28 protein-coding genes are annotated in these 25,448 nt (G+C 37.0%); 21 read left to right on the top strand and 7 right to left on the bottom strand.

Annotation, left to right across the window (positions count from 1 at the left end):
• Window positions 1-16: 16 nt before the first annotated feature.
• The 3 genes from rpmF to K322_RS19190 form a co-directional block, all read right to left on the bottom strand.
• The gene (gene rpmF, locus K322_RS19195) at window positions 17-202 is read right to left on the bottom strand and encodes a 50S ribosomal protein L32 (protein ID WP_035331904.1); all 186 of its coding nucleotides are present in this window, start codon (window positions 200-202) and stop codon (window positions 17-19) included.
• 77 nt (window positions 203-279) lie between these two features.
• Window positions 280-858: a YceD family protein gene (locus K322_RS0110710; protein ID WP_026626890.1), complete on the bottom strand. Its 579-nt coding sequence runs from the start codon at window positions 856-858 to the stop codon at window positions 280-282.
• 213 nt (window positions 859-1,071) lie between these two features.
• Window positions 1,072-2,430 carry an MATE family efflux transporter gene (locus K322_RS19190; RefSeq protein WP_035331901.1) on the bottom strand — a complete coding sequence of 453 codons (1,359 nt, stop codon included), beginning with the start codon at window positions 2,428-2,430 and terminating at the stop codon, window positions 1,072-1,074.
• A 341-nt stretch (window positions 2,431-2,771) separates the two neighbouring features.
• Between K322_RS19190 and K322_RS0110700 the strand changes: the two genes are divergently transcribed.
• Together K322_RS0110700 and udk are read left to right on the top strand one after the other, a co-directional pair.
• Window positions 2,772-3,359, top strand: coding sequence for a DUF4294 domain-containing protein (locus K322_RS0110700; RefSeq protein ID WP_084158563.1), 588 nt, complete (start codon window positions 2,772-2,774; stop codon window positions 3,357-3,359).
• Between the two features lie 165 nt (window positions 3,360-3,524).
• Window positions 3,525-4,133: a uridine kinase gene (gene udk, locus K322_RS0110695; protein ID WP_026626888.1), complete on the top strand. Its 609-nt coding sequence runs from the start codon at window positions 3,525-3,527 to the stop codon at window positions 4,131-4,133.
• Between the two features lie 8 nt (window positions 4,134-4,141).
• Here the strand turns inward: udk and K322_RS0110690 are convergent, their stop codons facing one another.
• The 3 genes from K322_RS0110690 to K322_RS20315 all read right to left on the bottom strand — a co-directional run bounded on the left by K322_RS0110690 (window position 4,142) and on the right by K322_RS20315 (window position 6,531).
• Window positions 4,142-4,582 (bottom strand): putative signal transducing protein, encoded by a 441-nt coding sequence (locus K322_RS0110690; protein WP_035331899.1) that lies wholly within the window; start codon window positions 4,580-4,582, stop codon window positions 4,142-4,144.
• 54 nt (window positions 4,583-4,636) lie between these two features.
• Entirely contained in the window at window positions 4,637-5,719 is a 1,083-nt protein-coding gene (locus tag K322_RS0110685) for a hypothetical protein (protein WP_026626886.1), read from the bottom strand.
• 95 nt (window positions 5,720-5,814) lie between these two features.
• A complete protein-coding gene (locus K322_RS20315; RefSeq protein ID WP_051290757.1) occupies window positions 5,815-6,531 on the bottom strand; it encodes a hypothetical protein in 717 nt (238 codons plus the stop codon).
• 279 nt (window positions 6,532-6,810) lie between these two features.
• Between K322_RS20315 and K322_RS0110675 the strand changes: the two genes are divergently transcribed.
• The 8 genes from K322_RS0110675 to K322_RS0110645 all read left to right on the top strand — a co-directional run bounded on the left by K322_RS0110675 (window position 6,811) and on the right by K322_RS0110645 (window position 14,238).
• Window positions 6,811-7,236: a MarR family winged helix-turn-helix transcriptional regulator gene (locus K322_RS0110675; protein ID WP_026626885.1), complete on the top strand. Its 426-nt coding sequence runs from the start codon at window positions 6,811-6,813 to the stop codon at window positions 7,234-7,236.
• Window positions 7,233-7,730, top strand: a complete 498-nt coding sequence (locus tag K322_RS0110670) for a DUF2269 family protein (RefSeq protein ID WP_026626884.1) — start codon at window positions 7,233-7,235, stop codon at window positions 7,728-7,730. Before K322_RS0110675 ends, K322_RS0110670 begins: the two co-directional genes overlap by 4 nt.
• Before the next feature lie 752 nt (window positions 7,731-8,482).
• Entirely contained in the window at window positions 8,483-9,127 is a 645-nt protein-coding gene (locus tag K322_RS0110665) for a hypothetical protein (protein WP_026626883.1), read from the top strand.
• Window positions 9,128-9,136: 9 nt separating this feature from the next.
• A complete protein-coding gene (locus K322_RS0110660; RefSeq protein WP_026626882.1) occupies window positions 9,137-10,690 on the top strand; it encodes a hypothetical protein in 1,554 nt (517 codons plus the stop codon).
• An 11-nt stretch (window positions 10,691-10,701) separates the two neighbouring features.
• Entirely contained in the window at window positions 10,702-11,358 is a 657-nt protein-coding gene (locus K322_RS0110655) for a hypothetical protein (RefSeq protein WP_026626881.1), read from the top strand.
• A 283-nt stretch (window positions 11,359-11,641) separates the two neighbouring features.
• Complete coding sequence (locus K322_RS0110650; RefSeq protein WP_026626880.1) at window positions 11,642-13,801, top strand: elongation factor G; 2,160 nt, start codon at window positions 11,642-11,644, stop codon at window positions 13,799-13,801.
• On the top strand, window positions 13,773-13,961 hold the full coding sequence (locus K322_RS20850; protein WP_134436712.1) for a hypothetical protein: 189 nt from the start codon (window positions 13,773-13,775) through the stop codon (window positions 13,959-13,961). The genes K322_RS0110650 and K322_RS20850 overlap by 29 nt, the downstream gene beginning before the upstream one ends.
• Window positions 13,962-14,007: 46 nt before the next feature.
• On the top strand, window positions 14,008-14,238 hold the full coding sequence (locus K322_RS0110645; RefSeq protein ID WP_026626879.1) for a hypothetical protein: 231 nt from the start codon (window positions 14,008-14,010) through the stop codon (window positions 14,236-14,238).
• A gap of 499 nt (window positions 14,239-14,737) precedes the next feature.
• Here K322_RS0110645 and K322_RS20845 read toward each other — a convergent pair whose 3' ends face one another.
• Window positions 14,738-14,896 carry a hypothetical protein gene (locus K322_RS20845; RefSeq protein WP_157279428.1) on the bottom strand — a complete coding sequence of 53 codons (159 nt, stop codon included), beginning with the start codon at window positions 14,894-14,896 and terminating at the stop codon, window positions 14,738-14,740.
• A gap of 301 nt (window positions 14,897-15,197) precedes the next feature.
• On the opposite strand from K322_RS20845, the gene K322_RS20310 reads away from it, so the two are divergent.
• From K322_RS20310 to K322_RS0110585, 11 genes are all read left to right on the top strand, one after another.
• Complete coding sequence (locus tag K322_RS20310; protein ID WP_026626878.1) at window positions 15,198-16,022, top strand: hypothetical protein; 825 nt, start codon at window positions 15,198-15,200, stop codon at window positions 16,020-16,022.
• Window positions 16,019-16,786, top strand: a complete 768-nt coding sequence (locus tag K322_RS20305; RefSeq protein ID WP_026626877.1) for a hypothetical protein — start codon at window positions 16,019-16,021, stop codon at window positions 16,784-16,786. Before K322_RS20310 ends, K322_RS20305 begins: the two co-directional genes overlap by 4 nt.
• Before the next feature lie 2 nt (window positions 16,787-16,788).
• Window positions 16,789-17,565, top strand: a complete 777-nt coding sequence (locus tag K322_RS0110625; RefSeq protein WP_026626876.1) for a hypothetical protein — start codon at window positions 16,789-16,791, stop codon at window positions 17,563-17,565.
• Window positions 17,566-17,734: 169 nt separating this feature from the next.
• Window positions 17,735-19,387, top strand: a complete 1,653-nt coding sequence (locus K322_RS0110620; RefSeq protein ID WP_035331897.1) for a peptide MFS transporter — start codon at window positions 17,735-17,737, stop codon at window positions 19,385-19,387.
• Window positions 19,388-19,963: 576 nt separating this feature from the next.
• Window positions 19,964-20,836: a hypothetical protein gene (locus tag K322_RS20300; protein ID WP_051290756.1), complete on the top strand. Its 873-nt coding sequence runs from the start codon at window positions 19,964-19,966 to the stop codon at window positions 20,834-20,836.
• Between the two features lie 26 nt (window positions 20,837-20,862).
• Entirely contained in the window at window positions 20,863-21,663 is an 801-nt protein-coding gene (locus K322_RS20295) for a hypothetical protein (RefSeq protein WP_026626873.1), read from the top strand.
• A gap of 11 nt (window positions 21,664-21,674) precedes the next feature.
• Window positions 21,675-22,541, top strand: coding sequence for a hypothetical protein (locus tag K322_RS0110605; protein WP_026626872.1), 867 nt, complete (start codon window positions 21,675-21,677; stop codon window positions 22,539-22,541).
• A gap of 132 nt (window positions 22,542-22,673) precedes the next feature.
• Window positions 22,674-24,038 (top strand): tRNA (N6-isopentenyl adenosine(37)-C2)-methylthiotransferase MiaB, encoded by a 1,365-nt coding sequence (gene miaB / locus K322_RS0110600; protein WP_026626871.1) that lies wholly within the window; start codon window positions 22,674-22,676, stop codon window positions 24,036-24,038.
• A gap of 237 nt (window positions 24,039-24,275) precedes the next feature.
• Window positions 24,276-24,479: a YtxH domain-containing protein gene (locus K322_RS0110595; RefSeq protein ID WP_026626870.1), complete on the top strand. Its 204-nt coding sequence runs from the start codon at window positions 24,276-24,278 to the stop codon at window positions 24,477-24,479.
• Window positions 24,469-24,852 carry a phage holin family protein gene (locus K322_RS19160; protein WP_051290755.1) on the top strand — a complete coding sequence of 128 codons (384 nt, stop codon included), beginning with the start codon at window positions 24,469-24,471 and terminating at the stop codon, window positions 24,850-24,852. The genes K322_RS0110595 and K322_RS19160 overlap by 11 nt, the downstream gene beginning before the upstream one ends.
• Window positions 24,842-25,246, top strand: coding sequence for a hypothetical protein (locus K322_RS0110585; RefSeq protein ID WP_026626869.1), 405 nt, complete (start codon window positions 24,842-24,844; stop codon window positions 25,244-25,246). Before K322_RS19160 ends, K322_RS0110585 begins: the two co-directional genes overlap by 11 nt.
• The last annotated feature ends 202 nt before the right edge of the window (window positions 25,247-25,448 follow it).

The following is a 25,448-nucleotide window of genomic DNA, read 5'->3' as shown; positions in this document are numbered from 1 at the left end:
TTTATTGTTTGGGCAATTAAAGAGCTACTTCTTTTTCAATAGCTAATTTACCTCTATAATGACCGCATTCTCCACATACTGTGTGGTATACATGCCATGCTCCACAGTTAGGACATACAGCTAAAGTCGGAGTTAAAGCTTTGTCATGAGTTCTTCTTTTTGCTGATCTAGACTTTGATTGTCTATGTTTAGGATGTGCCATTTTATCTAATTATTTTTAATTTAAATTACAATTTTATGATATAAGAGTCTGTGGCTCTTATTATATTTATTATGATTTTATTCTTCTTCAACCAATCCTTTTAAGGCATCCCAGCGAGGATCTGTAACTTCTTCTTCTTCGATGCTGATGTCGGGTGTGTCAAACTCTCCTTCTTCCTGATCTTCATCAGAACTGACCGCCTTATGCTTGTTCAGTTTAGACGACATTATCTTGTTGCATTTTCCGGGGGCATGTACCCGTTTCATCGGAATACTCAGTGTGACAAATTCGTAAAGAAACCAAGCAATATTGATTTCTCCTTCTTCTTCAGGAATGACTACAACTTCATCACTTTCTTCCGAATATTCTCTTCCGAACTTAACGATAAGCTTGTTTTTCGAATCTAGCTCGATAAGCATATCATCAAGGCATCTGTCACACGGAACAGTTACTGTTCCCGAGAGAGAAAAATTAAATTCGAATGTAGAAGACACGCGCTTAACCGTAGCCTCTACTTTAACTTGTCCTTTTCTTACATTATCTGAATCAGCATCGCCAATCAGTTTGAAATACTGATTGTCAAGAGTGTATTCCAATTGATGGATACCCTCAGTTAAATTCCGTAATGGAACGTTATAGAGACTAAATTTTCCCACTTTTTCTACTAATATTCTATTAAATAAAACAGAATGGACGCAAAGATAAAAACTTTTTTCCTAATTCCCTCATATCCGATTATTAAAAAAAAGCCAATGATAATATTAAGGTCTAAAGACCTGTCTGTTGATTTATTCAATCATAGTATTACAAGACAGCCATTTTTTGTGTAATACCTACTATTAGATGCTTTCCGCTCAGAATAAAGGTCTTTATGCCGGATTTTGCATTTCCGATTCTAAAGTTATTAGTTTTTTTCGGTATCTCCAATAAAAAGGTATAGCAAAAAGCAACATTGCGCTCCAGCCTATTGCACAGGAATATGCTATTCCGTTTATACCCATCGATGGTGATAATATGTAGGTGAAGATAACTCTCAATCCGGTTTGTATGGCTGTTCCTATTAATGTGAGGCTCATGTTGCCCATTCCTCTGAAGAATCCCTGTACTCCGTTTGTAAATGCCGGAAACAGATAAAAAAAAGCCATCAGTCCAAGATACTCCGTGCCCAGTGTGATGATGGAGCTGTTGTCACCTGTCACAAAAAGGTTCATGATAGGTTCTTTCAGAATTAGGATGCAAACACAGATCAAAGACCAGTAAACGAATTCTAGAATCATTCCGTTCTTAAATCCGTTTAAGATGCGATCGTACTTTTGGGCTCCTCTGTTTTGAGCGGCAAATGTTGTTATCCCGTGCGATATACTTTGTTGCGGGGTAAAGGCAAAATCATCTATACGGTTGACGGCATTGAAGGTGGCTATCATATCTACACCGAGCGGATTTACTGCTCCCTGGATAAGGAGTTTGCCTATGGGCTGACACGATTGTTGTAAAGCTGTGATGCTGCCATAACTCAGTGTCTTTTTTAATAATGGTTTATCTATTCTGAATTCTCGCCTTTGCAATTGCAATATAGGTATTCTTTTATATACGTAGAATATGCAGAGTAAAGCTGACACAGCTTCGGCAATAACCGTTGTGGTGGCGGAGCATACGATTCCGAATTTGAATATACCTATAAATATAATGTCTAAGACAGCATTGAGGATTGCCGCGAATGCGAGAAACTTGAGAGGCGTCTTTGAGTCTCCTATACTTTTCAGGGCTGCAGCAATCGAGTTATAAAAATACGTAAACGGAACTCCCAGATAAGTTATCTGTAAATAAGTGGTTGACATATTCATGATTTCATCCGGAACACTAAGCAGAGCGAGTAGGGGACGGGCTGTGATTATACCAAGTAAGGAAAGTGCTAAAGAAAATAAAAGCCCGAATACCGAAGTCGTGGCCATTTCTTTTTTGAGCATTTTGTAATTTTTCGCTCCGAAAAATTCACTCATCAATACGGATGCACCTATACAAATTCCGGATATTCCTAAAATAATAATGTTAACTATAGGACCTGTGGTTCCTACTGCGGCAAGGGCATCTTTTCCGATAAATCGCCCTACTATAATGGAATCTACAGTGTTGTATGTTAGTTGAAATAAATTGCCTAAAATCAGAGGAATGGAATATGTAACCAATTGTCTGGAAATATTACCTTCCGTCATGCGCATCATTGCCATCGTTTAAAACTTTAGTGTAGTTCTTTATCGGGATAACTCTAAAATCAGAATACAAAGATAGGTCTTTCCCCGCTGTTCGATTAAGGATTACGGCTTCAATAAGGATATGATTGTTTATTTTACTTAAAATGATATTTTAAATTTATAATAATTGTTTGTTTTTCAGATTTAATATGTTTATTTCGTTGAATGTTTCATTTATTTCTAATAATGCTCTCTAAGCTCATTTAGGTATTGAATAACAGAAAGTACTAATGATATATTTTAGTTTATAACCGGCTTCGGTTTATTTACTTACTAAAGCCATAGATGGGTCTGAGACCTTATTTTAATCCGGATGTATGAAATGCACTAATTTGCTAATCGTATTCTTGCTCCTGAATATCTGTGCTGTCTGGGGGCAGGGGCCTAAAAAGGTTATATATTATACCGCCACTTTCGAGAAAGGCGATACAATATATAATGCTTATCTGCCAGAAACGATTGTATTCGGTCCTTTGAGATTTAAAAATGATAAGGAACGCATGGAATATACAAAGTTGGTGCGTGATGTGAAGAAAGCATTGCCCTATGCGAATATGGTTTCGCAGAATATCATAGAAACTTATGAGATGATGGAGACTCTTCCGGATAAAAAAACAAAACAGAAGCACTTAGAGCAAGCCCAGAAGTATATTATGGCTGAATATAAGCCTAAAATGAAGAAACTGACTAAAAATCAAGGAAAGATATTGGTGAAATTAATCGACAGACAGACTAACAGTTCTACGTACGATATTGTGAAATCTTTGGTTGGCCCTTTCAAGGCTACGGTTTATAATACATTTGCCGGATTGTTTGGAAATAATCTCAAAACCGAATATGATCCGGGCGGTAAAGATCAGATGATAGAACGCATTGTAATAGAGATCGAACAGGGTAAATTATGATTTACCTGAATTTTATCGGTAAATTGTTCCATCGTTATGAATATATAGAATACTTTTGCAGAAAAATATAGTTAAGGTCTCAGACCGACTACTTATAACTTTGGTAGGAAAAACAACCAAAGCTGGGTATAATCCAAATAGATCATTAAATATTTTCATTTACTTATGTATGTAATAGGCATTGCCGGAGGTTCCGGATCAGGAAAAACAACACTTGTAGAAGCTATTTTATCACGTATTCCCCGGGAAGAGATTGCTATTCTTCCTCAAGATGCTTATTATCGAGACAACAGTCACATTCCTCTGGAAGAAAGATTTAAATTGAATTATGACCATCCCGATTCGATAGAATGGGAATTGATGCACAAGGATATACAAAAGTTGAAAGCAGGTGAAATTGTGGCATGTCCTACTTATTCGTATCTCACTTGTACCCGTTTGGAAGAGACTGTGCCTGTAGCACCCAAGAAAATTTTACTGGTTGAAGGAATTCTTATTTATACGTCGCAGATGATTTGTTCTGAATTGGATATGAGGATTTTTCTTGAAGTGCCTGCCGATCAGAGATTGACTCGTATTATTCAGCGGGACATGGAGTCAAGAGGACGCACAGCTTTAGAAGTTATTGACAGATATTATAAAACTGTCCGTCCCATGCATGAAGAATTTATCGAACCGTCTCGCCAACAGGCAGATATGCTTGTAATGGGTGGCGGTCTGAATTGTAGAGCTGCCGAATTTATAGCAGCCTCTATTTTAGAAAAGTTGAAATAAACAGGCCGTTACTGCTCCTTTTTGATTCTCCATTCTCTCTGACAGTCATAGCAATAGTATGTCCTTTTTAGAAAAGGAATGGGGAATCCTAACAAAAGTATACTGAGAGCAAAAGTATATCCGGCCATCTTTTTCTTTGTGATGTTTGTACTCTTGCAATATGGGCATAAAGTTTTGTATTCGGCAGAAAAAGATTCAATAGGAGTCTTTTGTTCTTCTGCGTTTTTTATGATGTATCCGGCTTCTTCGAGTAATGATAAGGCTTCTTCCGCTTTTTCAGTTTGCACCATAAGTTTGACACCTCCCAATGCATTCGAATAAAGATTATTCACCTGTACGGTAAGTTCATCTTTAATAATGACTTCAATATCCGATGCTTCGAGAAATCCCTTAGCCATATGTGCTTCGTGTGGATATGTGAATGATATAATATTTACCCAGTTTTCCATTAAGATCGCAGATTTTTATTGTTTTGAAATACGTTCTTGAATACTTACAGTTATTTATCTGTATAAATATTCGGGTTCTACGCCGAAAATAAAATTCGAAAACCCGATTTCTCCCAAATAAGCATATTCGGATAGTACGTCTTTTGCAATTTTCATAAAGGCTTCTTTATCATAAATGACAAAATCTATATACGAAAAGTAAAAGCCTGTACCTCCACCTATTGGGTCAGCTACCTGTTCTTCTTTTACGATAGTAAGTATTTTATCTTCAATCTGTCCTCTGAAGGTTACACTCTCGTCTTTAGGTATATTTACACTTTTATAAAACAAAAATCCGTATATAATACCGTCTTGCTCAAATCGTTTAAACAATTCGTCTGTCTGGTTATAGAAGGCATTTAAAACAGGAATACAGCCTGTGTATCCTATAAATATGTCTTCACGTAGCTGCCAGTCTTTGGATTCTGATGGCTGCATCTGGTAACTGCTCCATTTTTCTAAGGTACCATCAGCCGGAAACCATTTGTTTTCTTCGATATTCTTATCTATTAGAGCTTTTAGATCCCCAATGTAAATAGCTGTTTGGTTGAGTGGCTTTTCGATAAAGTCAATCGACCCGATATATTCCATTGTGTATAGTTCCCCTATAAACTGGTCGAGGAATATGAAAAACATATTGTATCGTTGGCTTTCTTCCAGAGCTAATAACTCGGGAGAATATATTTCTAAATCTATTTTATGATTCTGTGTATTGATGCTGTAATATATGCTGATGTTTTCTTTGCCGATAGACGTATCGTACATTGTCATGCTAAAACTTCCGTCAGGTTTGCCAGGCTTTGAAGAGTAGAAATTCCAAGTTTTCTTTAACGCTTCCGGGGCGGCTTGTCTCCAATATTCTAATGGGAATAGAGCGGCTCTGTCTCCTTCGGGTGTGAGTATCAGTTCGTATTTTCCTTCTTCGTTTTTACCCAGCTCAAAGTATGGGTTCTTAAAAGCATCTGATAGTGCTTCATTGATTTTATCAACAATGATTTTCCCTTCTGTTTTATTATCTATCATTTCACGGATTGCCGATTCTTCTTTGATGAATCTTTTCCAAAATTTATCTACTCCTTCTTTAAATGAGTTATTCATATAGTTATATGTGTTGTAAATATTTATAGTTCAATTGTTGTATTAGTCGTTTTGCGAGACTCACCATAGTTTAAACGAGTTTGACTCTGTTCTCGCTACCTAAAACGTTCCTTATTAAATATCAGTTGCATTGCTATGAATATGGGCTTGGATCCACTTTGCGGGTTTGCTATCCATTTCGGCATATTCTTGATTAATGCGTATGCTTTGCGGTCTAAATCATTATTGCAGCTGTCTATTATCTTTATATACCCTAAAGTTCCGTTTTTTTCGACAATAAAGCAAACGATGAGGTAGGGGTGGCTTGTCAGGATATCCTTGTTTTTATCAATGATTGAAGCCGGAAAATGATCATTCAGATACTGAATCATAGCATGGTAACCTCCGGGAAATATAGGTCTGAAATTGCCGGCAGGGATAGGTGTATATTGTTTATCTAAAGTGATAAATCGTATTTCATTGATAAGTTTAGCTTCTGTATCCGTACCTTGTAATATAATAGCCGCAACTTTTTTCTTTTCTGTAGCCGAGTAATGTGGATCATTGAAGAGGAAACTGAATTTATCTTCTTCTCCATCTTTGTACATGGGGAACTCCGAAACTATAGGGATATAAGTTATCAGCTTTTGTTCCGAATAGTCATATATACTTTTATCTATACCCAAGGTTTGAGCCAGAGAGTCGCGCTGAGGTATGTCCTTATAAGTGAAGTAGACAGAGGTGCTGATAGAATCACCTTCATGTTTTATCTGGGCTTTGGCTGTTGTCAGGCAAAGCAACGAATATATAATAACAAAGAGTACCTGTTTCATAACAATGCTTGTTCTTAGTTGTGTCTCAAAGATATAAATATATGAAAAGAGTTTGGATTTTCAGTAATAAGTATAATGATTTTGTAATGTAAACAAGTATACCGGTAAACATGGCATAGCCTTGTATTAATAGGTTTACATAGTTTGAGAGTGAATTTATTAGTATACATTAATAAAAAGGTCTGATATCTTGCTTATAATGTTATTTGATTGTTTAAAAAAATGCCTAAATATTGATTAGTCAATATCTTTTTGTATTTTTGTGAAAAAGATTAATATATGGACAAGCTATATTCTTTGGGATTTCTTCTGAATAGAACTTCGGTTGCATTAGGTAAAACATTGAATAATAAATTGCAGGAGGCTGATATCGATTTGCCGCATTCGCAGTTTGTGGTATTAAGATGTATTTATTATAGAGACGGACTGAGCCAGTTGGAAATATCCAATCTGCTTTTTAAAGATGCAGCTGCCATAAAGCGGACTATTGATAATCTAGAAAAGAAGGGATATATAGAACGAAGGCAAGTGCATTCGCAAAAGAATAGTATATTCATTACCGAACAAGGTAAATCAGTGTTGCCCGAGGCTTTTAAAATTGCAGAGGCAGTAGCTGGCATAGCTCTGAAAAATTTTAGTGAAAAAGAAGTTCAAAACCTGATGAATGCACTCAATATTATATATGAAAATGTAGAAAAGTCATGAAAAAATTAAGCGCAGGTCAGATTAAAATACTTAAAGTATTTCATCTGGTATTCGTTATGATGTGGGTTGTGGGTGTTGCTGCAATGGCTCTGTTATGCCTTATAAAAGCCAATTCGGGAGACGAGCTTTTTATGGTTTTTCATATTACCCGGTTTATTGACGATGTATTTGTTATACCCGGCGCGATACTTACGGTAGTTACGGGTATTGTATATGGGGCTTTTTCAAACTGGGGCTTTTTCAAGCATCGTTGGATTACGGTCAAGTGGATATTGTCTATACTTATTATTGTTATCGGTACATTTTATTTTAGTCCATTGCTGGATAATACGCTGACAATGATTGATCACTCGAGAGATATAGCTTTTGGAAAACCTCAGACCGAAGAGAATATCCGGACTATATTTATAGGTGGAATCTGTCAGGGAAGTGCACTCGTTTTTCTGGTTGTAATCTCTGTCTTGAAGCCTTGGAAACAGAAAAAACAAGCGTAAATTTACAAAGGTAATTTAGACTCGGGTTTTGTAGTAAACATAATTTCTCTTGCATTTGGATGTGTTTGCTATATTAAAAACAATGCTTATATTTGCCTTTGAAAACAATCTTTTAACAATCGAAAGATGTCTGAAAATTTCACACATAAAAACTTTGAATCCGAGCTGAATTTTAACTATTCAGGTTTGGCTGTGTCGTGTGAAATATTAGAGAGAGAGAGAGAGAGAGAGAGAGAGAGAGAGAGACGCATCTAGCGTAATAATCAAACAAAAAATTCTATTGTGTCAAAATGACGGAGCATTTTTTTGTGTTTCGGTATTCGTTATACTATTACTCCGTTTATTCTTTATCACATCTGCTAATCAATTAATATATACCAATTTAATTATAAGCCGGAAGGACAGCTTATATAAGGCAGTCTTGTTGTTTTGTTGTCGTTCTGAATCTGCTTTTTGCATATCCTCGTCCGATATCCGGTTTCATTATGCAGTAGAGTGCAGCGGATGCACTTTACTGCTTTTTTCAGCTATTAGTCTACAGTCAATAGCTTTCAATAATCATTTAAACATAAAAGATAGTCGTAGGGGCGTATTGCATATGTCCGATTATTATAACTGCAAGATATTTATAGACGGGCGTATTCAATACGTCCCTGTAGCATGTATAAAAAATGGGTCTGTGATCCTAACAACTCGAAATATAAACAACAATAAGGTCTCTGACCTCAAAAACAACAATCAACGATATAGTCATGAAAAAATTTTATCTATCTATTTTCGGCTTATTATCAGTCGGCTTATTACAAGCACAAGTAGGAATCAACACCGACACACCAAAAGCCACTCTACATGTAATGCCCCAGACTACCGGCGCAACAACGGCCGAAGGTATTATTGCTCCGAACCTGACCAGATCACAAGTAATCAGCAAAGATTCTCAATATGGAGTTGATCAGAAAGGCGCATATATATATGTTACAACTCTGGACGGAACACTGACAACAAAAACAGCTAAGATCACAATCGGAGGGTATTATTATTTCGATGGTGCAATATGGCAACCCATGGATTATATTCCTGAATTTTTGTATCTGCCATCATTTAATTTGCCGGTAACATTAGTAGGAACAGGTAAAACTTATGATTTGTATACTAATGTCTATAAAATGCAATTTACAAAATCAGGTAATTCAACCTTTGTCAGCAGTAATAATTCTTTGACACAGATACCTACTATATACAATGCAAATCAGCTGGATTTTGTGGTAACTTATTATGATAATACCATCATTAAGGTGAATAGTATTTCTAATACCGGTGTAATGAATTATGATGTACTGAATACGAACCCCGACAATAATTCATTTATCAATATTGTTTTAGTTGTGAAAAAATAAACAGAAAGTATGTATAAAAAAATAAGTATAACAGTATTATTAATATCGATTACATTTCTTTCTTATGCACAAAAGGAAAACAGTAATTGGTTTTTCGGTTATAATGCAGCTCTAACATGGAAAAATACAACTAGTTATGCTGCAACCGGTGTATATGGTACAGCTAATGCTACGCTCTCTAATATGCCAGCTAAAATAACAGGGTCACCTCTGGCTACGTATGAAGGATGTTTTGCCATATCTGATGTAGATGGAAACCTGTTGTTCTTTTCAGACGGAATGACAATATGGAATAAAAATATGGCTGTTATGGCAAACGGATCAGGGTTGACTGGTCATAGCTCTTCTGCTCAATCAGGAATAATCTTCCCATATCCATATAGCACAACCCAATATGTTGCAGTAACCTTAGGTATTAACAATACAAATAATCTATCGTATTCCATTGTAGATATGAGCAAAAACGGAGGGCTCGGAGAAGTAGACTTAACCCGAAAGAATATTCTTTTATCCGGGCAATCTGGAGCATTGGGTGAGTCTGTTGGTGCTGTAAGACATTCCAACCGAAATGATTTTTGGATAGTTGCTCCCGGTCGTACCACTACAAATAGCTATTTGAATGTATGGAAAGTAACTTCAGCAGGAGTACAGACAGCTCGACACAGCGTTGTTACCGTAGGCATGGCAACTACTCCAACAGCTCCCGGTGGGTATATAAAATTCACATCTGACGGGCAGCATTTTGTATGGATCGATTTCAGTAATAAGTTTTTTGCCTATGGAGATTTTAATCCCTCAACAGGAATCATCAGCAACTTAAAGGTTAGAACCGGAGCTTTATCAACCGGAGGTTATGGATATGGTGTTGATTTTTCTGCTAGCGGTAAATATGTATACCTGACATATGCTCCCGGAAGTGTAAATACAAATAATACAACAGGTTTACTCGTTTATGATTTTAATGCATTACTGACAACTTCTACTCCTAATACAATTAATCCTATAAAATCAATAGTCAATCCGGTATCCTTGACAAATGGAGTTACCGACCATTTCGGAGCTATACAAACAGGACCGGATGGACGAATGTACCTTCCTCGGTTTGGTTCCACAGGAATATTTGTAATAGACAACCCCGAAGATCCTTCAAATATGAAAATATATAAGATTAATAATATTTTACCTGGACTTGCTTTCTGGGGATTACCCAACTTTGCAGCTCCGTGGTTCAGAATGGAGATCGATCCTCCTACGAACTCCGAAGGTTGTGCCGAAATTACAACATCTTACAAACTGAATATACATAATGGTATGGGATTTAATAATGTGTCTAAAATAGTATTGGATTTCGGAGATGGTACAACAGGTGCTGTGAAAATATATACAAGCCCATCGATAGGCACCTATACTGAAAATTACGCATATAAGAAAGCCGGAACTTATACTATTACTATAACAGCTTATAATTCGAGCAATGGTGTCGAATTATCGACAAGTTCTGTGATGAAGATAAATTCATGTGCACTTCGATGTAATCCTCATATCAGAGGCCTTAATAAATAAAAGAAATAATTATGACAACAATAATTAAATGTTTACTATTTAGCCTGACAATACTCATATCTCACAATATTATTGCTCAGGTGGGAATAGTAACAGGTACTGCAAAAGCCAGTCTTCATGTAACACCTGTATCCACAGGGAACTCTACTGCTGAAGGTATTATTGCACCTAATCTTACACGCTCCCAATTAATAAGTAAAGATGCTCAATACACAGCAGCGCAAACAGGGTCTCTTATATATATTACTACAATAGATGGAACAATAACAACCAAGACGGCGAAAGTTACACGAGTTGGATATTATTACTTCGATGGATCTTTATGGCAAAGCATAGATCAACCCGGACAGTATTTTTATCTTCCTGTTTTTGATCTCCCTACATCTGCTATCGGTACAGGCTATACATTCGATCTATATAACAATGTTTATAAAAAACAATTTATACAATCAGGAAACAGCCTGTATAAAACAAATAATGCAGCTTTAAGTATGATACCTTCAGCACGATATACGCCAACCGACATCGATTATGTAATAACTTATTACGATACGGATGTTGTTAAGATTAACAGTATTTCCACATCAGGAGTAATAAATTACGATGTTAAAAGCACTCTATTAGGTCCCAATTCATTTATAAATATAGTTTTTGTAACAAAAAAGTAAGATCATATCATTCAGCTCAATATTATTCGGGTAAATAAGATTGCTTTCTTATTTACCCGAATTTGTGAATTCTCATCCATACAAGAAACACAATAAGCAAATAACAAAAGAGTCTTTTCATGCTCAAAAACATATAAAATAGAAGCAGTTAACAATACTAGATCAACGGAACATTTCGTAATTTTGAGAAAATCGTATTTCGTTTACTTGTCTACTTGTAAACATGTTTACCGGATATCAGTAAAAAGGTCTATGACCTCGTAACCTATAAATATTTTGTACCATGAAGACTTACCAAACTAACGAAATTAAAAACATTGCAATTTTAGGGAGCTCAGGCTCCGGTAAAACGACATTGGCCGAAGCTATGCTTTTCGAGGCCGGAGTAATTAAACGCAGAGGAAGTGTGGACACGGGAAACACCGTTACCGACTATTTTCCGGTAGAAAAAGAATACGGATATTCTGTATTTTCGAGTATATTTTCGGTAGAATGGATGAATCGAAAGCTCAATTTTATAGATTGCCCCGGAGCCGACGATTTTATAGGTAACGTGGTTACGTCTCTCAATGTGATGGACACTGCACTAATGGTACTGAATGCACAATATGGGTTAGAGGTAGGCTCAATAAATCAGTTGAGATATGTAAGAAAACTGCAAAAACCGGTGATGTTTGTGATAAACCAACTCGACCATGAAAAAGCGGATTTCGATAATACTGTATTACAACTGAAAGAAAGATACGGAGAGAAAGCGGTAATCGTACAATACCCTCTCAACAGCGGCGAAAACTTCAATGCCGTAATAGATATCCTGAAGATGAAAATGTACAGATGGAAGCCCGAAGGGGGTGTTCCGGATGTTTTAGATATACCTGATGAAGAAAAAGACAAAGCTGAAGAACTTCATCAAAAACTTGTAGAATCAGCTGCTGAACATGAAGACTCTCTTATGGAGAAATTCTTCGATCAAGGATCTCTAACCGAAGAGGAAATGCGATTCGGCATACGCTGGGGACTGGTTAAGCGAGATATTTATCCTATTTTTTGTGTCTGTGCATCAAGGGATATGTGCGTGAGACGTACTATGGAATTTCTCGGAAACGTAGTTCCCTACGTAGTGGATATGGCAAATCCTGTCAATACCGAAGGGGAAGAAGTGAAGCCCGATTCCAAATCACCAACCAGCCTTTTCTTCTTCAAATCAACAATAGAACCCCACGTCGGAGATATTTCATATTTCAAGGTAATGAGTGGTACAGTTAAAGAAGGAGACGATTTATACAATTCCGACAGAGGATCAAAAGAACGTATCGGGCAAATATTTTCGGTAGCGGGACAGCAGCGCACCAAAGTCGATGAAATGGTAGCGGGAGATATCGGGGCAGCTGTAAAACTGAAAGATGTAAAAACCGGTAATACTCTGAATGGAAAAGGAGCGGATAATAAATTTAATTTTATAAAATATCCCGATCCTAAATACCGCAGAGCAATAAAGCCAGTAAATGAACGGGATGCCGAAAAACTGAATGAAGCTTTGCAGCGGATGCATGGAGAAGATCCTACATGGCTTATCGAAAATTCGAAAGAACTGAAACAAATGATAGTTTCGGGGCAAGGCGAGTTTCACCTCAAAACTCTGAAATGGCGTCTTGAAAATAACGATAAAATAAGTATTGCATTTTCTGAGCCGAGAATTCCGTACCGAGAAACGATAACAAAGCCATCGAGAGCCGATTACCGACACAAAAAACAATCGGGAGGAGCCGGGCAATTCGGTGAAGTACATCTAATCGTAGAACCATATACAGATGGTATGCCTATGCCCGACAGTTATAAATTTAATGGGCAGGAATTTAAAATACAATCACGTGATGTGCAGACTTTTAATCTTGACTGGGGAGGAAAGCTTGTGTTTGTCAATAGTATAGTAGGCGGCTCTATCGATTCAAGGTTTATGCCTGCTATTATTAAAGGTGTGATGGCAAGACTAGAACAAGGCCCTCTTACAGGTTCATATGCACGTGATGTGCGTGTAATCGTATATGAAGGCAAAATGCATCCTGTAGATTCTAATGAAATATCATTCATGCTCGCCGGACGAAATGCGTTTAGTGAAGCTTTCCGAAATGCAGGTCCTAAAATTCTTGAACCGGTGTATGATATAACAGTGTTTGCTCCTGCCGATAAGTTAGGAGATATAATGAGCGACCTTCAAAATCGCAGAGCTACCATTCTTGGTATGGAAAGCGATAACGAAATAGAAGTACTCAATGCCAAAGTTCCGCTAAAAGAAATGTCTAATTATTCAATAACACTTAGTTCTCTGACTGGAGGGAGAGCTTCATTCATTATGAAGTTTTCGAGTTATGAGCTTGTACCATCTGATGTACAAGACAAACTGTTGAAAGCATATGAAGCAACTCAAACAGTTGAGGACTGACTCTTCCTTCTATGCACTAAAACGAGGTATCTCAAAAGGATACCTCGTTTATGTTTCTTATTACATGCGGAATATAGAAATAGAAGGAGATATCATCCCTGTATCATTAATAACCCAAGTTTGTTCGCCCGAAGATGGACCTATTCTAATCTCAAGTTGATCCCCCGAATTATAATTAGTGGTCTCAGGTAAATTTGGTAAAAGCCATGTCCATAACCGAAACAGGTAATTATCTGATAACAATTTGTTGGTGGGGTAAAACCAGTAGTGTATACCTTAGTGCTATAAGTGCTTATTTCTATCTTTTAAAAAATGGCTCTATGGTGGATGGTATAGAATATTATGCTCCTACAGCAGTAAATATCCCGTTTACTTTAACAACAGTACCTGATTGTAAGGGTGGGTTGCTTCACTTGGAATTGGAATATTATAGATAAATCTTTCCAATGAGGGCTGTTGGAGATAACATCCAGACACCGACATTCCCGTTAGACGTTATTTTGACATCATCAACAGCTTCCGCTGTCGATATACTTCCTCAAAAAGGACTGTAGTGTGAGCTCCGCTCGATATTTCCCTCCAACGGATATATACCAGAAAATCCTAAATACTGTGCCTCTTGTGATATAATGTCTTAAAAGTCTTATAAATAATTCTGTATTTTTGTTAAAACCAAAACAATCACTATATTTGTCAACCCAACAAGCCTTTAGCTCATAGTTTATGTTCAATTATTTCACACATAAAAACTTCGAAACAAGCTTAATATTTAACAGTTTAAGCTTGGCTATGTCATGTGAAATATTAGAGAGAGAGAGAGAGAGAGAGAGAGAGAGAGAGAGAGAGAGAGAGAGAGAGAGAGAGACGCATCTAGCGTAATAATCAAAACAAAAATTCTATTGTGTCAAAATGACGGAGCGTTTTTTTATGCTTCGGCTATTCTTGTGTTATATTTCTTGCACCGACAATTCGCAGGGATGGGATTCTGTTATACCCGTATTTGTGGGCAACGAGCGAATGATGATTCTCTCCTGCGAGGGCAGATTGTTGCCTTTTTGTTCCGGAGAATGGAACTTCTTTGTCACTTTTCGCCATTCTTAATTAATTACAAAGAACTATATACCAATTTCAAGATAAGTTGGCTCGGCAGGCTGTGCCGGTTAGAGTTGTTATATCGTTGTCGTTCAAATACCGGACAATACAATAGATTGCCTGTAAGCCAACTAATATACACATCAGGGTGCCAGGGATTGCACCTTGATGCGTATCTCTATTAATAGGGATTTGTTGATAATTGTTAATAATAACTCAAAAACAGATACACCAAAAGGGTCTATGACCCCAATTACTCGAAATATAAACAACAGAAGGGTCTATGACCTTAAGAACAACAACAATGAAAAAGAAATTTTTATTATTAATGGGGGGATTCTCTATTGGCATCCTCCTGCATGCTCAAGTGGGTATAAATACTCAGAACCCTCTAGGGGTATTCCACATAGATGGGGCTTCGACAGCAGCTTCAACCAATCCAGGCAGTGGAATCCCCAATGCAGTACAACAGTTGGATGATGTTGTAATTCTCAACAATGGTAATATGGGGATAGGAATGATAAATCCGTCTGCCAAGGTTGTTATAGAAGATGGAACAACAAGTTTATCTCCTAAAGCCGTATTGAAAATTGTAGACCCAAATGTAAAAAAGGGCAGAATAATGACTGCTGTGAATGCTAGCGGACAAGCCACATGGAAAGATTATAAGTATATGGGTAAAATAGGGCAGGTATATGGGACAACATCTCTACCCGCACAGAATTTTCCTGCTGGAGTGATTACGACTATAAAAAAAGATGCCTCCAATGTCTGGAGTTTCACCGTTCCCGAAGAAGGATATTATGCCTTCGATATAAGATGGTGGGCTACATACCCTGCTAACGCTCCAATGGTTCTGTCAAATACAGCAACCCATTTTTACCTGAATCTACTAGGAGTTACTGTCGACCAATACGAAGTATATGTGACGATTAATACTGTCGACTCCAATCGTTTGACTGCCTACTTTGCACTCTATTATTCAGCAAGTACAGCTGATGTAAATAAAACAATCACAATAGCAGTCCGTCCGGGAATTGCACCAACTGCAGCTGGTCAAAGCACAAATAACAATGCCTCTACACCATGGACAATTAGCAAAATAACCGTAAAACGAATGGATATATGAAAAATATTTTAATAACTATAGCCACTATAATAAGTATTCCTGCGATTGCCCAAATTGGGATAAATACCGAAAATCCGCAAACATTATTCCATGTCGATGCTCGGTATACAACGGCAACAACCAATCCGGCAACTGGAGTTCCGACAGCTATGCAACAACAAGATGATGTGGTAATAACGAAGGATGGAAGAATGGGAATAGGTACAATTAGCCCACAAGTAAAGCTCGAGATAAATACACAAAATGTATCAGGAGTTTATCCTCTGCAAATAGTAGATACAACCGATCCCACCGACAAGATATTAATTTCGGATGCGAATGGCAATGCGTTTTGGGAAGCACCTCAGCCCCCCGTCGGACAGGTATATCCAATGCAAGATATAACAACTGCAACATTGAGCCCCAAAGGAGTAGATATCTTAGTACCCAATAGCTCGTTTACAATACCTCACGATGGCTTTTATTCTTTCGAAGTTCGCTGGTGGTCATTTTATACAGCCAGTTATAGCTCTATCGGCCGAATAAGTATTGTTTTAAAGCTCAAAATTAATGGTTCTACCACAGTAGACTCTTACCGATACCAATGTCCTTTCCTAAACAGATCCATAACATCCTATATACCATTGTACACTAAAGCTAAAAAGAACGACGTTTTGTCCCTTTATATAGAATCAATAGAAGCTCCGGGTGATGTGCAGGTAGCTCAAGCTCAACAGTGGACAACTTCGAGAATCTTGATAAAAGAACTACAAGTAAAATTTTAAATATGAAAGTAAAATATATCACAATCATACTGGCTTTATGCAGTTATAGTATAGATATGCACTCCCAATCGGTGGCTATTAATACTCTCAATACTATATCAAATCAGATTTGGATAATAGACGGATCCGGAGATAATTCAGTAATACCTACAGCTTCGGAAATAAATAACGACATAGTTATAAATTACAAGGGAAATGTAGGTATAGGTACGCATACTCCTCTGTCTAAACTAAGTATCGATGCCGGAACAGGATATCCCTTACAAATACTGGACGGATATCAGACAAAAGATAAAATGCTCACTTCTGACGATGACGGCAATGCCACATGGTCATCTGTAATGCCATCCACAGGTAGTATAGAAGCTATAATTGCATTACCCACACAGTTGATAGAATTAGGCAATTATACAATTCCCTTAACAGGTTCTGAATTTACAGTTCCGTCTGACGGATACTATATATATGAAATTCGCTGGTATGGAAAATACACAGTAGCAGCAACCAGGCAAACCATGACTACATCTCATCTCCGACTTACTTTAGATGGCACGGTTGTAGACGAATATGAAGCTTATCAGGATGTAACTACAAATATAACTGATGCAATCACTTTTTTTACGTCCCTTGCCACTAAAGCTGCCAAAGGACAAAAACTTGCCTTGATCAACAGATTAGGATATAATCCGGGAGCAGGATCAAAGATGCAAATTACCAACTATGGAGATCGTGACCCGATGACAACAAAAATTATAGTGAAACGGTTAAATATGCAATAAGGTATCAGACCCATTTACTATTTTGATAAAAGTAATTTAATTAAAAAAATATTATCCTGAGAGAAAAGACATTTTTACTTTAGTAGATTGTCTTTTCTTCTTTTTTGGCAGATAAGCATCATAATTCTATCTTTACGGTTTTCAAACATCTAAATACATATCAGAATCTATGGCAGAATCAGTATCGACTCCGACCGAAAAAGTACCTCATCCCAAAGGGTTGAAATATCTGTTCCTCACCGAAATGTGGGAACGTTTTGGCTATTATCTCATGCTCGGCATATTTCTTCTTTACCTAAAAGATGGCAAAGGTATGGGGTTCAGTCCATCCAAAGCAAGCGACATTGTCGGCACATATCTGGGCTTAGTTTATCTCACTCCTTTCCTCGGAGGACTCATTGCCGATAAACTGCTGGGATATCGTATATCAATCATTATCGGAGGATTACTGATGGCTGCGGGTTATTGTCTGCTTGCTGTTCCCGGCGAATCGGTTTTGTGGGTATCTATACTACTTATTATTATAGGTAACGGATTTTTTAAGCCGAATATCTCTACTCTGCTCGGTAATTTGTATTCAGATGAAAAATACAAATCAAAAAAAGATTCGGGATACAGCTTCTTTTATATGGGTATTAATGTAGGGGCGTTTATCTGTAATTTTGTTGCTGCATATATGCGTAATAACTTCGGATGGGGATACGCATTTCTGGCAGCAGGTATAGGAATGCTGGTCGGCTTAATTGTCTTTCTTATAGGAACACGGCATATAAGGGAAGCTGATATAACTCAGAAGTCGTCCAATTCGAATTCAGATATAACCAAAGTACTCCTATATGTTTTTCTTCCGGCTATAGCTTGTGGCGGATTGGCGTGGATGATCCCCGGTAATATTTTCGGATCAGATTCTAACGATGCCTTTTTATTCGGATGTATACCGGTGATTGTATTTTATGCGTCACTCTTGTTCCGGTCTAAGAAAGAAGAACGGGCACAGATCAAAGCCCTGCTCAGTATATTCCTTATTATGGTTGTATTTTGGGCAGTATTCAAACAAAATGCGACAGCCTTGACCACTTTTGCCGAAAACTACACAGCTCGGGAGATACCCGAGACCTCAACTAAATACCTGAAACCATTGGGCATGGTGCAGGAATTAACATATTCGAAAGATTCTGTACCTTTGATGGATGAGAAACTCCGGACGGCTGTCGATGAAAATCACAACGTTATTAAATCATATGACTATCCCTCATATTTTATAAACCAGCCAAAAGAAAAGCTGCCCGAATATGGTGAAAAAGTCAGCCTTATATCTACCGAAATATTCCAATCGATCAATCCATTCTTTATTGTAATACTAACACCAGTAGTTCTTGGTTTTTTCTTTCGGCTCAAGAAGAAAGGGAAAGAACCCTCTACCCCGGCTAAAATGGGATGGGGATTACTTATTACCGGTCTATCATCATTGGTGATGGCAGCTGCCGTTTTATATACAGATATCTATACAGATAAGGCGACCGCATTGTGGCTCATCGGGACATATGGTGTAATAACAGTGGGTGAGTTGCTTATCAGCCCCATAGGCCTGTCTCTTGTGTCGAAAGTCAGCCCTAAAGAAATAACATCATTCATGATGGGCGGGTGGTTTTTGTCTACATCTATCGGAAATAAGTTAAGCGGTATGGTCGCCGGAATGTGGGATTTGTTCGATAACAAATCGTATTATTTTTTAATGAATTTTATAGCCTGTGTTATAGCTGCTGTAATTATCATGCTTTTGGTCAGATGGCTTAAAAATATTATAAATCAGCATGCCTGAATAAAATAAAACACTTTTATTCACAGATATAGCAAACAAGGATACCACAAAATCTTTGTTTGCTATATTAAAAACAATCACTATATTTGCCAACAGAACAACTATATTATTTAACGTATAACGGATGCTCATTTATTTCACACATAAAAACTTCGAAATAAACTTAATATTTAACGATTTAAGTTTGGCCATGTCGTGTGAAATATTAGAGAGAGAGAGAGAGAGAGAGAGAGAGAGAGAGAGAGAGAGACGCACCTTGCGTAACTAATCATTTTTTTAACAAAACAAAATTTCTATTGTGTCAAAATGACGGAGTAGTTTTTCGTGTATCTATACCTCAATTAATATATATCAATTTTCTTACTGAAATCCGGTGCGGCAAACTGTTTATCAAGGCAGTTTTGTTGTTGTTTATTTGTTGTCGTTCTGAACTTGCTTTGAAATTATATCAGTACGCCAACCGGTTTCATTATGCAGTAAGGTGCAGCGAATGCACTTTACTGTTTCTTTTGCCACCAATTATAACTCAGAATAATAACAACAAGGTCTATGACCTCAATATTCAAACAAATGACAATGAAAAAAATCTATTTATGTGTATTTGGGCTTATTTGCTTAATACCACTATTCTCCCAAGTAGGTATTAATACTAAATTTCCTCAAGGAGTGTTTCATGTTGATCCATTGGGAAATACTAGCTCAACAGGGACAGCCGGATTTGCCGATGATATACTTGTAACTAAAGATGGATCTATAGGCATAGGAACATTAAACCCTTCATCACACGTACATATTGATAAAGGTGCAGCTAATTCTTTTATTCGTATCGAAGATACTTCGGAAGGTACAGGTGATAAGTTCTTAGCTTCAGATTCGGAAGGTAGAGGTTCCTGGATTCCGGCCATAACGCTTAACGGTAAAGTTTATCGAATGAATTCGCCAGGAAAAACAGCGGTAATCTGTAATTACAATGTAAATACCGTAGTACCTTTTAATTTGGTAAAAGAAGACAATGGAACATTAAGCAGCAATCCAACTCCAGGCGTACTAACAATTCAAGCTGATGGAACCTATGTTTTTAATTTTCGTTGGTGGGGTAGTATTAATGGAGGTACGACAGTTGTTTCAGATGCTTTTTTTACACCCAAAGCTTATGTCCGACTTTATAGAATAACGGTATCGGGCGGTACACCTGTAATATCAGGAAACCCTGTTGATGAGATTTTAGTATTTGATAGGGTACGGACAGATGTAGGTACAGGTACTTTTCGTAGAAGTACATTTATTACATCTCTGTATGGTGTCGACTTAAAAAAAGGTGATTTATATGCTATAACGGTTACTCCGGCTGACAATTCGGGAATAACTTGGCAAATGGGGCAATCTCTTGCAGCAGCACAGTATCCTAATATTATTTATTTTCCCAGTGTTGCCGTATATAATATATAATGGTTTTATTGTTAAGATTTTGAAGTATGAAAAAAATAAAAAAGCAATATCGTTTGATTCTCTTTTATTTTATGTTGATCTCTTGTGGGTTAAAAGCTCAGGTTGGTATTAATACAGAAGATATAAGAGGAGTGTTTCATCTAGATGCTGCTGCGGATAATAATCCGATTATAAACTCTTTATCTGAATCTAATGATGTGGTCATAACCTCTGATGGTAATATGGGAGTAGGAACAATAACTCCCACCTCTCGATTGCATATTAAATCAGACGCACCTTATTCAGCATTTCGTTTGAGAACCTCGACATCGACAGGGGCTGTATTGTTGGGTGATAGCAGTGGTAATGCATTTTGGGGGATAACTAAAGGGAATGGAGGACGCAAATTTTCCTTTTTGCCCGTAGCCACTACTATAAATAACAACACAACAAAGCAAATATTGCTTGATACTGAGGATAGTAATGGGATAAAAGTTCAATCTGACGGATCTTATGCCGTTATTGTCAGATGGTCTCCGGCTCTTCGTTTTACATCAAAGGTGAGACGCTCGGTTCAGATTCGTTACGAACTAAAGCGAAAAAGAGTCGGTGTCGCGGATATTGTTTGTCAGGCGGTTACAGATCAACCCTCTATGGAAACGAATCAGTATTCGACTACATTTATGAGCCTTGTAGCTCAGGATGTACTTAAAGATGATATACTTTATATCAATGTGACATTTACTGGTGTTTCCGGAGAATATCTTTACATGGATAGAACCTGGACAGGTAATACTTCTTCTGCAAAAACATTTGATACTCAATCTGTCATTTTTTACAAATTATAGATCATTAAGCAATGAAAAAAAAATATATACTAGTCCTTATCTGCAGTTCTATATTACCTGTAATGTTTAATCAGGTTCAGGCACAAGTGGGTATCAATACAGAATACCCTCGTTCGGTATTTCATATTGACGGAGCAGGGGATAATCCTCAAGATTTAACAAGCCCATTATCGGATTTACAACAATCGAACGATATAGTTATCTCTAATGATGGAAAATTAGGAGTAGGAACAATTACTCCCGGAACAAAATTGGATATAACCGATAATAAAAGTATAACTGGACAAGAAGCTTTAAAGTTAACTCCGGCACTAGGTGTTCCCTCTATTTTGTATTTAGAGGGAGATGGTCAGACAACGACATGGCGTCCAGCTCCGAACATTGGTATATTGGGGCAGTTCAGAGTGACTTCAACTTCTTTTCCCTCCCGAGTAGCTACATATGCAGGACTGGTCAGCATGGATGGGACTATGACTGTAGAGGGTGGATATAAAATACGTGTTCCTGCTAATGGACGGTATTTTGTGACATTAAATATATACGGGACTAACAATTCAACTTCTTCTACTCCTGGAAGTTCGATTCAGAGCCTATATGTTTATCTGGCTAAAAATGATACACAGGTACAATCAATGGAATATGATGCGTATTATTCAGGCATAGGTTCTAATTTGGCTGATGTAATAGAATATTATCAGGCGACTCCCCTGTCTACAGGGGCGAGAATAAATTCCTTTACAGTATCGTTATATGCCGGTTATTGTGTAACTTCTGATTATTTGGTAATACGATTTGCTCCGGTTGTAGGTTACTCAACGACATCCAGCTTTACCCCGAATACGCTTAATCCTATAACCATAACTATATATAATATATAAATAAAAATTACTTTATAACGAGCTAGGTAGTAGTATGGAGAGGATATAAATTTCACTCTTTTTTCAAGTATAGGGCAAAAGAATTATCTTTGCCCTTATTTTTATTGTATATAAATATAAAATTAAAAAATTATGATCAACGAACAAGGACTGGACTTTAAATCCACGACTGACCGAAAATTGTTCATCGAAACTTATGGTTGTCAGATGAACGTAGCAGATAGTGAGGTAGTAGCCTCTGTAATGGAAATGGATGGCTATGTAATGACCGATAAGCTGGAGGATGCAGATGCCGTGTTTGTTAACACTTGTTCCGTAAGGGATAATGCCGAACAGAGAGTTATTCAGCGTCTGGAATATTTCAATGCTATTAAACGCAAGAAAAATAAAGACCTTATTATCGGAGTATTAGGCTGTATGGCAGAACGGGCTAAAGAAGAACTGCTGGAAAAGCATCATGCTGATGTAGTTGTAGGACCCGACGCATACCTTGATTTGCCTAATCTGGTCGGAGCTGCCGAGCGAGGCGAGAAAGCAATTAATGTAAAATTGTCTAAAACAGAAACTTACAAAGATGTAATCCCTTTAAAAATCGGGGGAAATCATATTTCGGGTTTTATATCCATTATGCGTGGATGCGATAAAGTCTGTACTTATTGTATTGTACCTTATACCAGAGGTCGTGAACGAAGCCGTGATCCTCAAAGTATATTGAATGAATTAAAAGATCTTAGAGAAAAAGGTTTTAAAGAAGTAACCTTGCTCGGTCAGAATGTTAATTCATACAAATTTGAAGACGAAGGTGGTAAGGTTACCGATTTCACGGCTTTGTTGGAATTAGTAGCATTAGCAGCACCTAAAATGCGCATTCGTTTTACAACATCATATCCGACCGATATGACTGATGACACTTTGGAAATGATTGCCAAATATGATAACCTGTGTAAATTTATACATTTGCCTGTACAATCGGGAAGTACCCGTATGCTTGGCATTATGAAACGTAAATATAACCGCGAATTGTATTTGGATCGCATTACTGCCATAAAACGTATTATTCCGGGTTGTGGATTATCAACCGATATAATGTGCGGATATCATTCCGAAACAGAAGAAGATCACCAGGAAACTTTATCTTTAATGAAGGAGGTTGGCTTTGATTCTGCTTTTATGTTTAAATATTCGGAACGTCCCGGCACATATGCCGCAAAAAAATTGGCAGATGATATTTCGGAAGATATCAAAATAGAACGTCTGCAGCAAATTATAAATCTACAGAATGAATTATCGCTCGAAAGCAATAAACATGATGTAGGTAAGACTTTCGAAGTTTTGGTCGAAGGATTTTCGAAGAGATCTAAAGAGCAACTATTCGGAAGGTCATCTCAGAATAAAGTGATTATTTTTGATAAAGGTAATCATCGTATCGGAGAGTTTGTGAATGTGAAAGTCACAGGTAATACTTCGGCTACATTATTTGGAGAAGCTCTGGATTAGGCCGCAGTCCTTTTGGTTAACTTTCTGGGTATAATATCAACAACTAGTTAGTATTTCAGAATGAATCACTAAATGCTTTTGTTACTTGGTCGCATATTAACAAAGGTTAATTATAGGTGGATTTTTATAGTAATATTCTCAAAAAATATTACTTTAGGCGAGTGCCAAAAACAAAAGAAACATATCTTTGTTAAGAATATATCAATAAATTGTTATTAACATAATTGAACTATAAAAATGGGAAAATCAAATTCAAATTTACTATTTCTGGCAATCGGTGCAGCCGTAGGTGCAGCCGCCGGATATGTTGCAGCTTCTGATAAAAAAGAAGAATGGCTTAAAGAAATCAATAAATTAGTTGAAAAAGTAAAAAGCAATGTAAAGGGTTCAGCCTCGAAAGCCGAGGAGGCTCTGGAAGATCTGGTAGAGGATGAAGATTGATAACGAAAAAAACGAATATCAAGACTTTTCGGAACTCATCGACGAGTCCAAAGCTGATTTATCAAGCTATATAGATAAGCGTATAACCTTGGCTAAGCTCAAGGTTTACGAAAAGGTGGCAAGTACATCTTCTTATATTATATATAGCTTGATAATAGCTGTTTTGGCGTTGATTTTATTTGGCCTATTCCTTTTTGGTATTGCTCTTTTTATCGGAGAAGCCTTACATAATTATTCTGCCGGATTTGGAATTCTTATAGTTATTATTTTATTAATGCTGTTAGGAGTATATGTCTGTCGAAGATTATTACGCCGTTACATTGTAAATATGACTATCCGTACAATTCAGAAAATAGAAGAAGATGAAGAATGAACTGACTCCAATAGAAAAACTTCGTGAAGAAAAGGCTCGTCTCACGTGTGAATGTGCAGAACAGGAACAGCATTTATTGGAGAGAGTCGGCTATGCCCGTGAAAATTTTGGACGTTTATTGATAGGTTCGGTTTTCTCTTCTACGAAATCAGGTTTTGGCGATATATTCTCTTTATTTACAGGTGGAAAGAAGTCTCGAACGAGACAGAAGGAGGATGAAGATATTGAAGAAGAGTCCTCTATATCTAGATTTGCTCCAATGCTTATGGGGGCGGCTCCTTTAATTTGGGAAGTAGTGCAGCCTATGTTAATAGGATTAGTAGTAAAAAAAATAAAATCGCTTTTTACTAAAAAGAAGAAAAAAGTGATCAAAAATAAGAAAGCCTCGGAATAAAATTCTGAGGCTTTCTTATTAGTTACTGACTCTTTTGTAATCGGATTTTACCTCTAAAGAAAGTATATTTGTAGATTAAAGAATTATAAGTTAACCTTGCCCGACAGAGCTATTACGTTCAATATTGAATAAGATAATAACTAAATAGAATTACTGGTTTTTCTATATTAAAAACAGGCTATTGAGAAATATAGCCTGTTTT

Source organism: Indolivaga capnocytophagoides DSM 22835, from assembly GCF_000426485.1.
In the GTDB taxonomy this organism is placed as follows: Bacteria; Bacteroidota; Bacteroidia; order Bacteroidales; family Dysgonomonadaceae; genus Dysgonomonas_A; species Dysgonomonas_A capnocytophagoides.
This window is presented reverse-complemented; position numbering and strand designations above follow the sequence as displayed.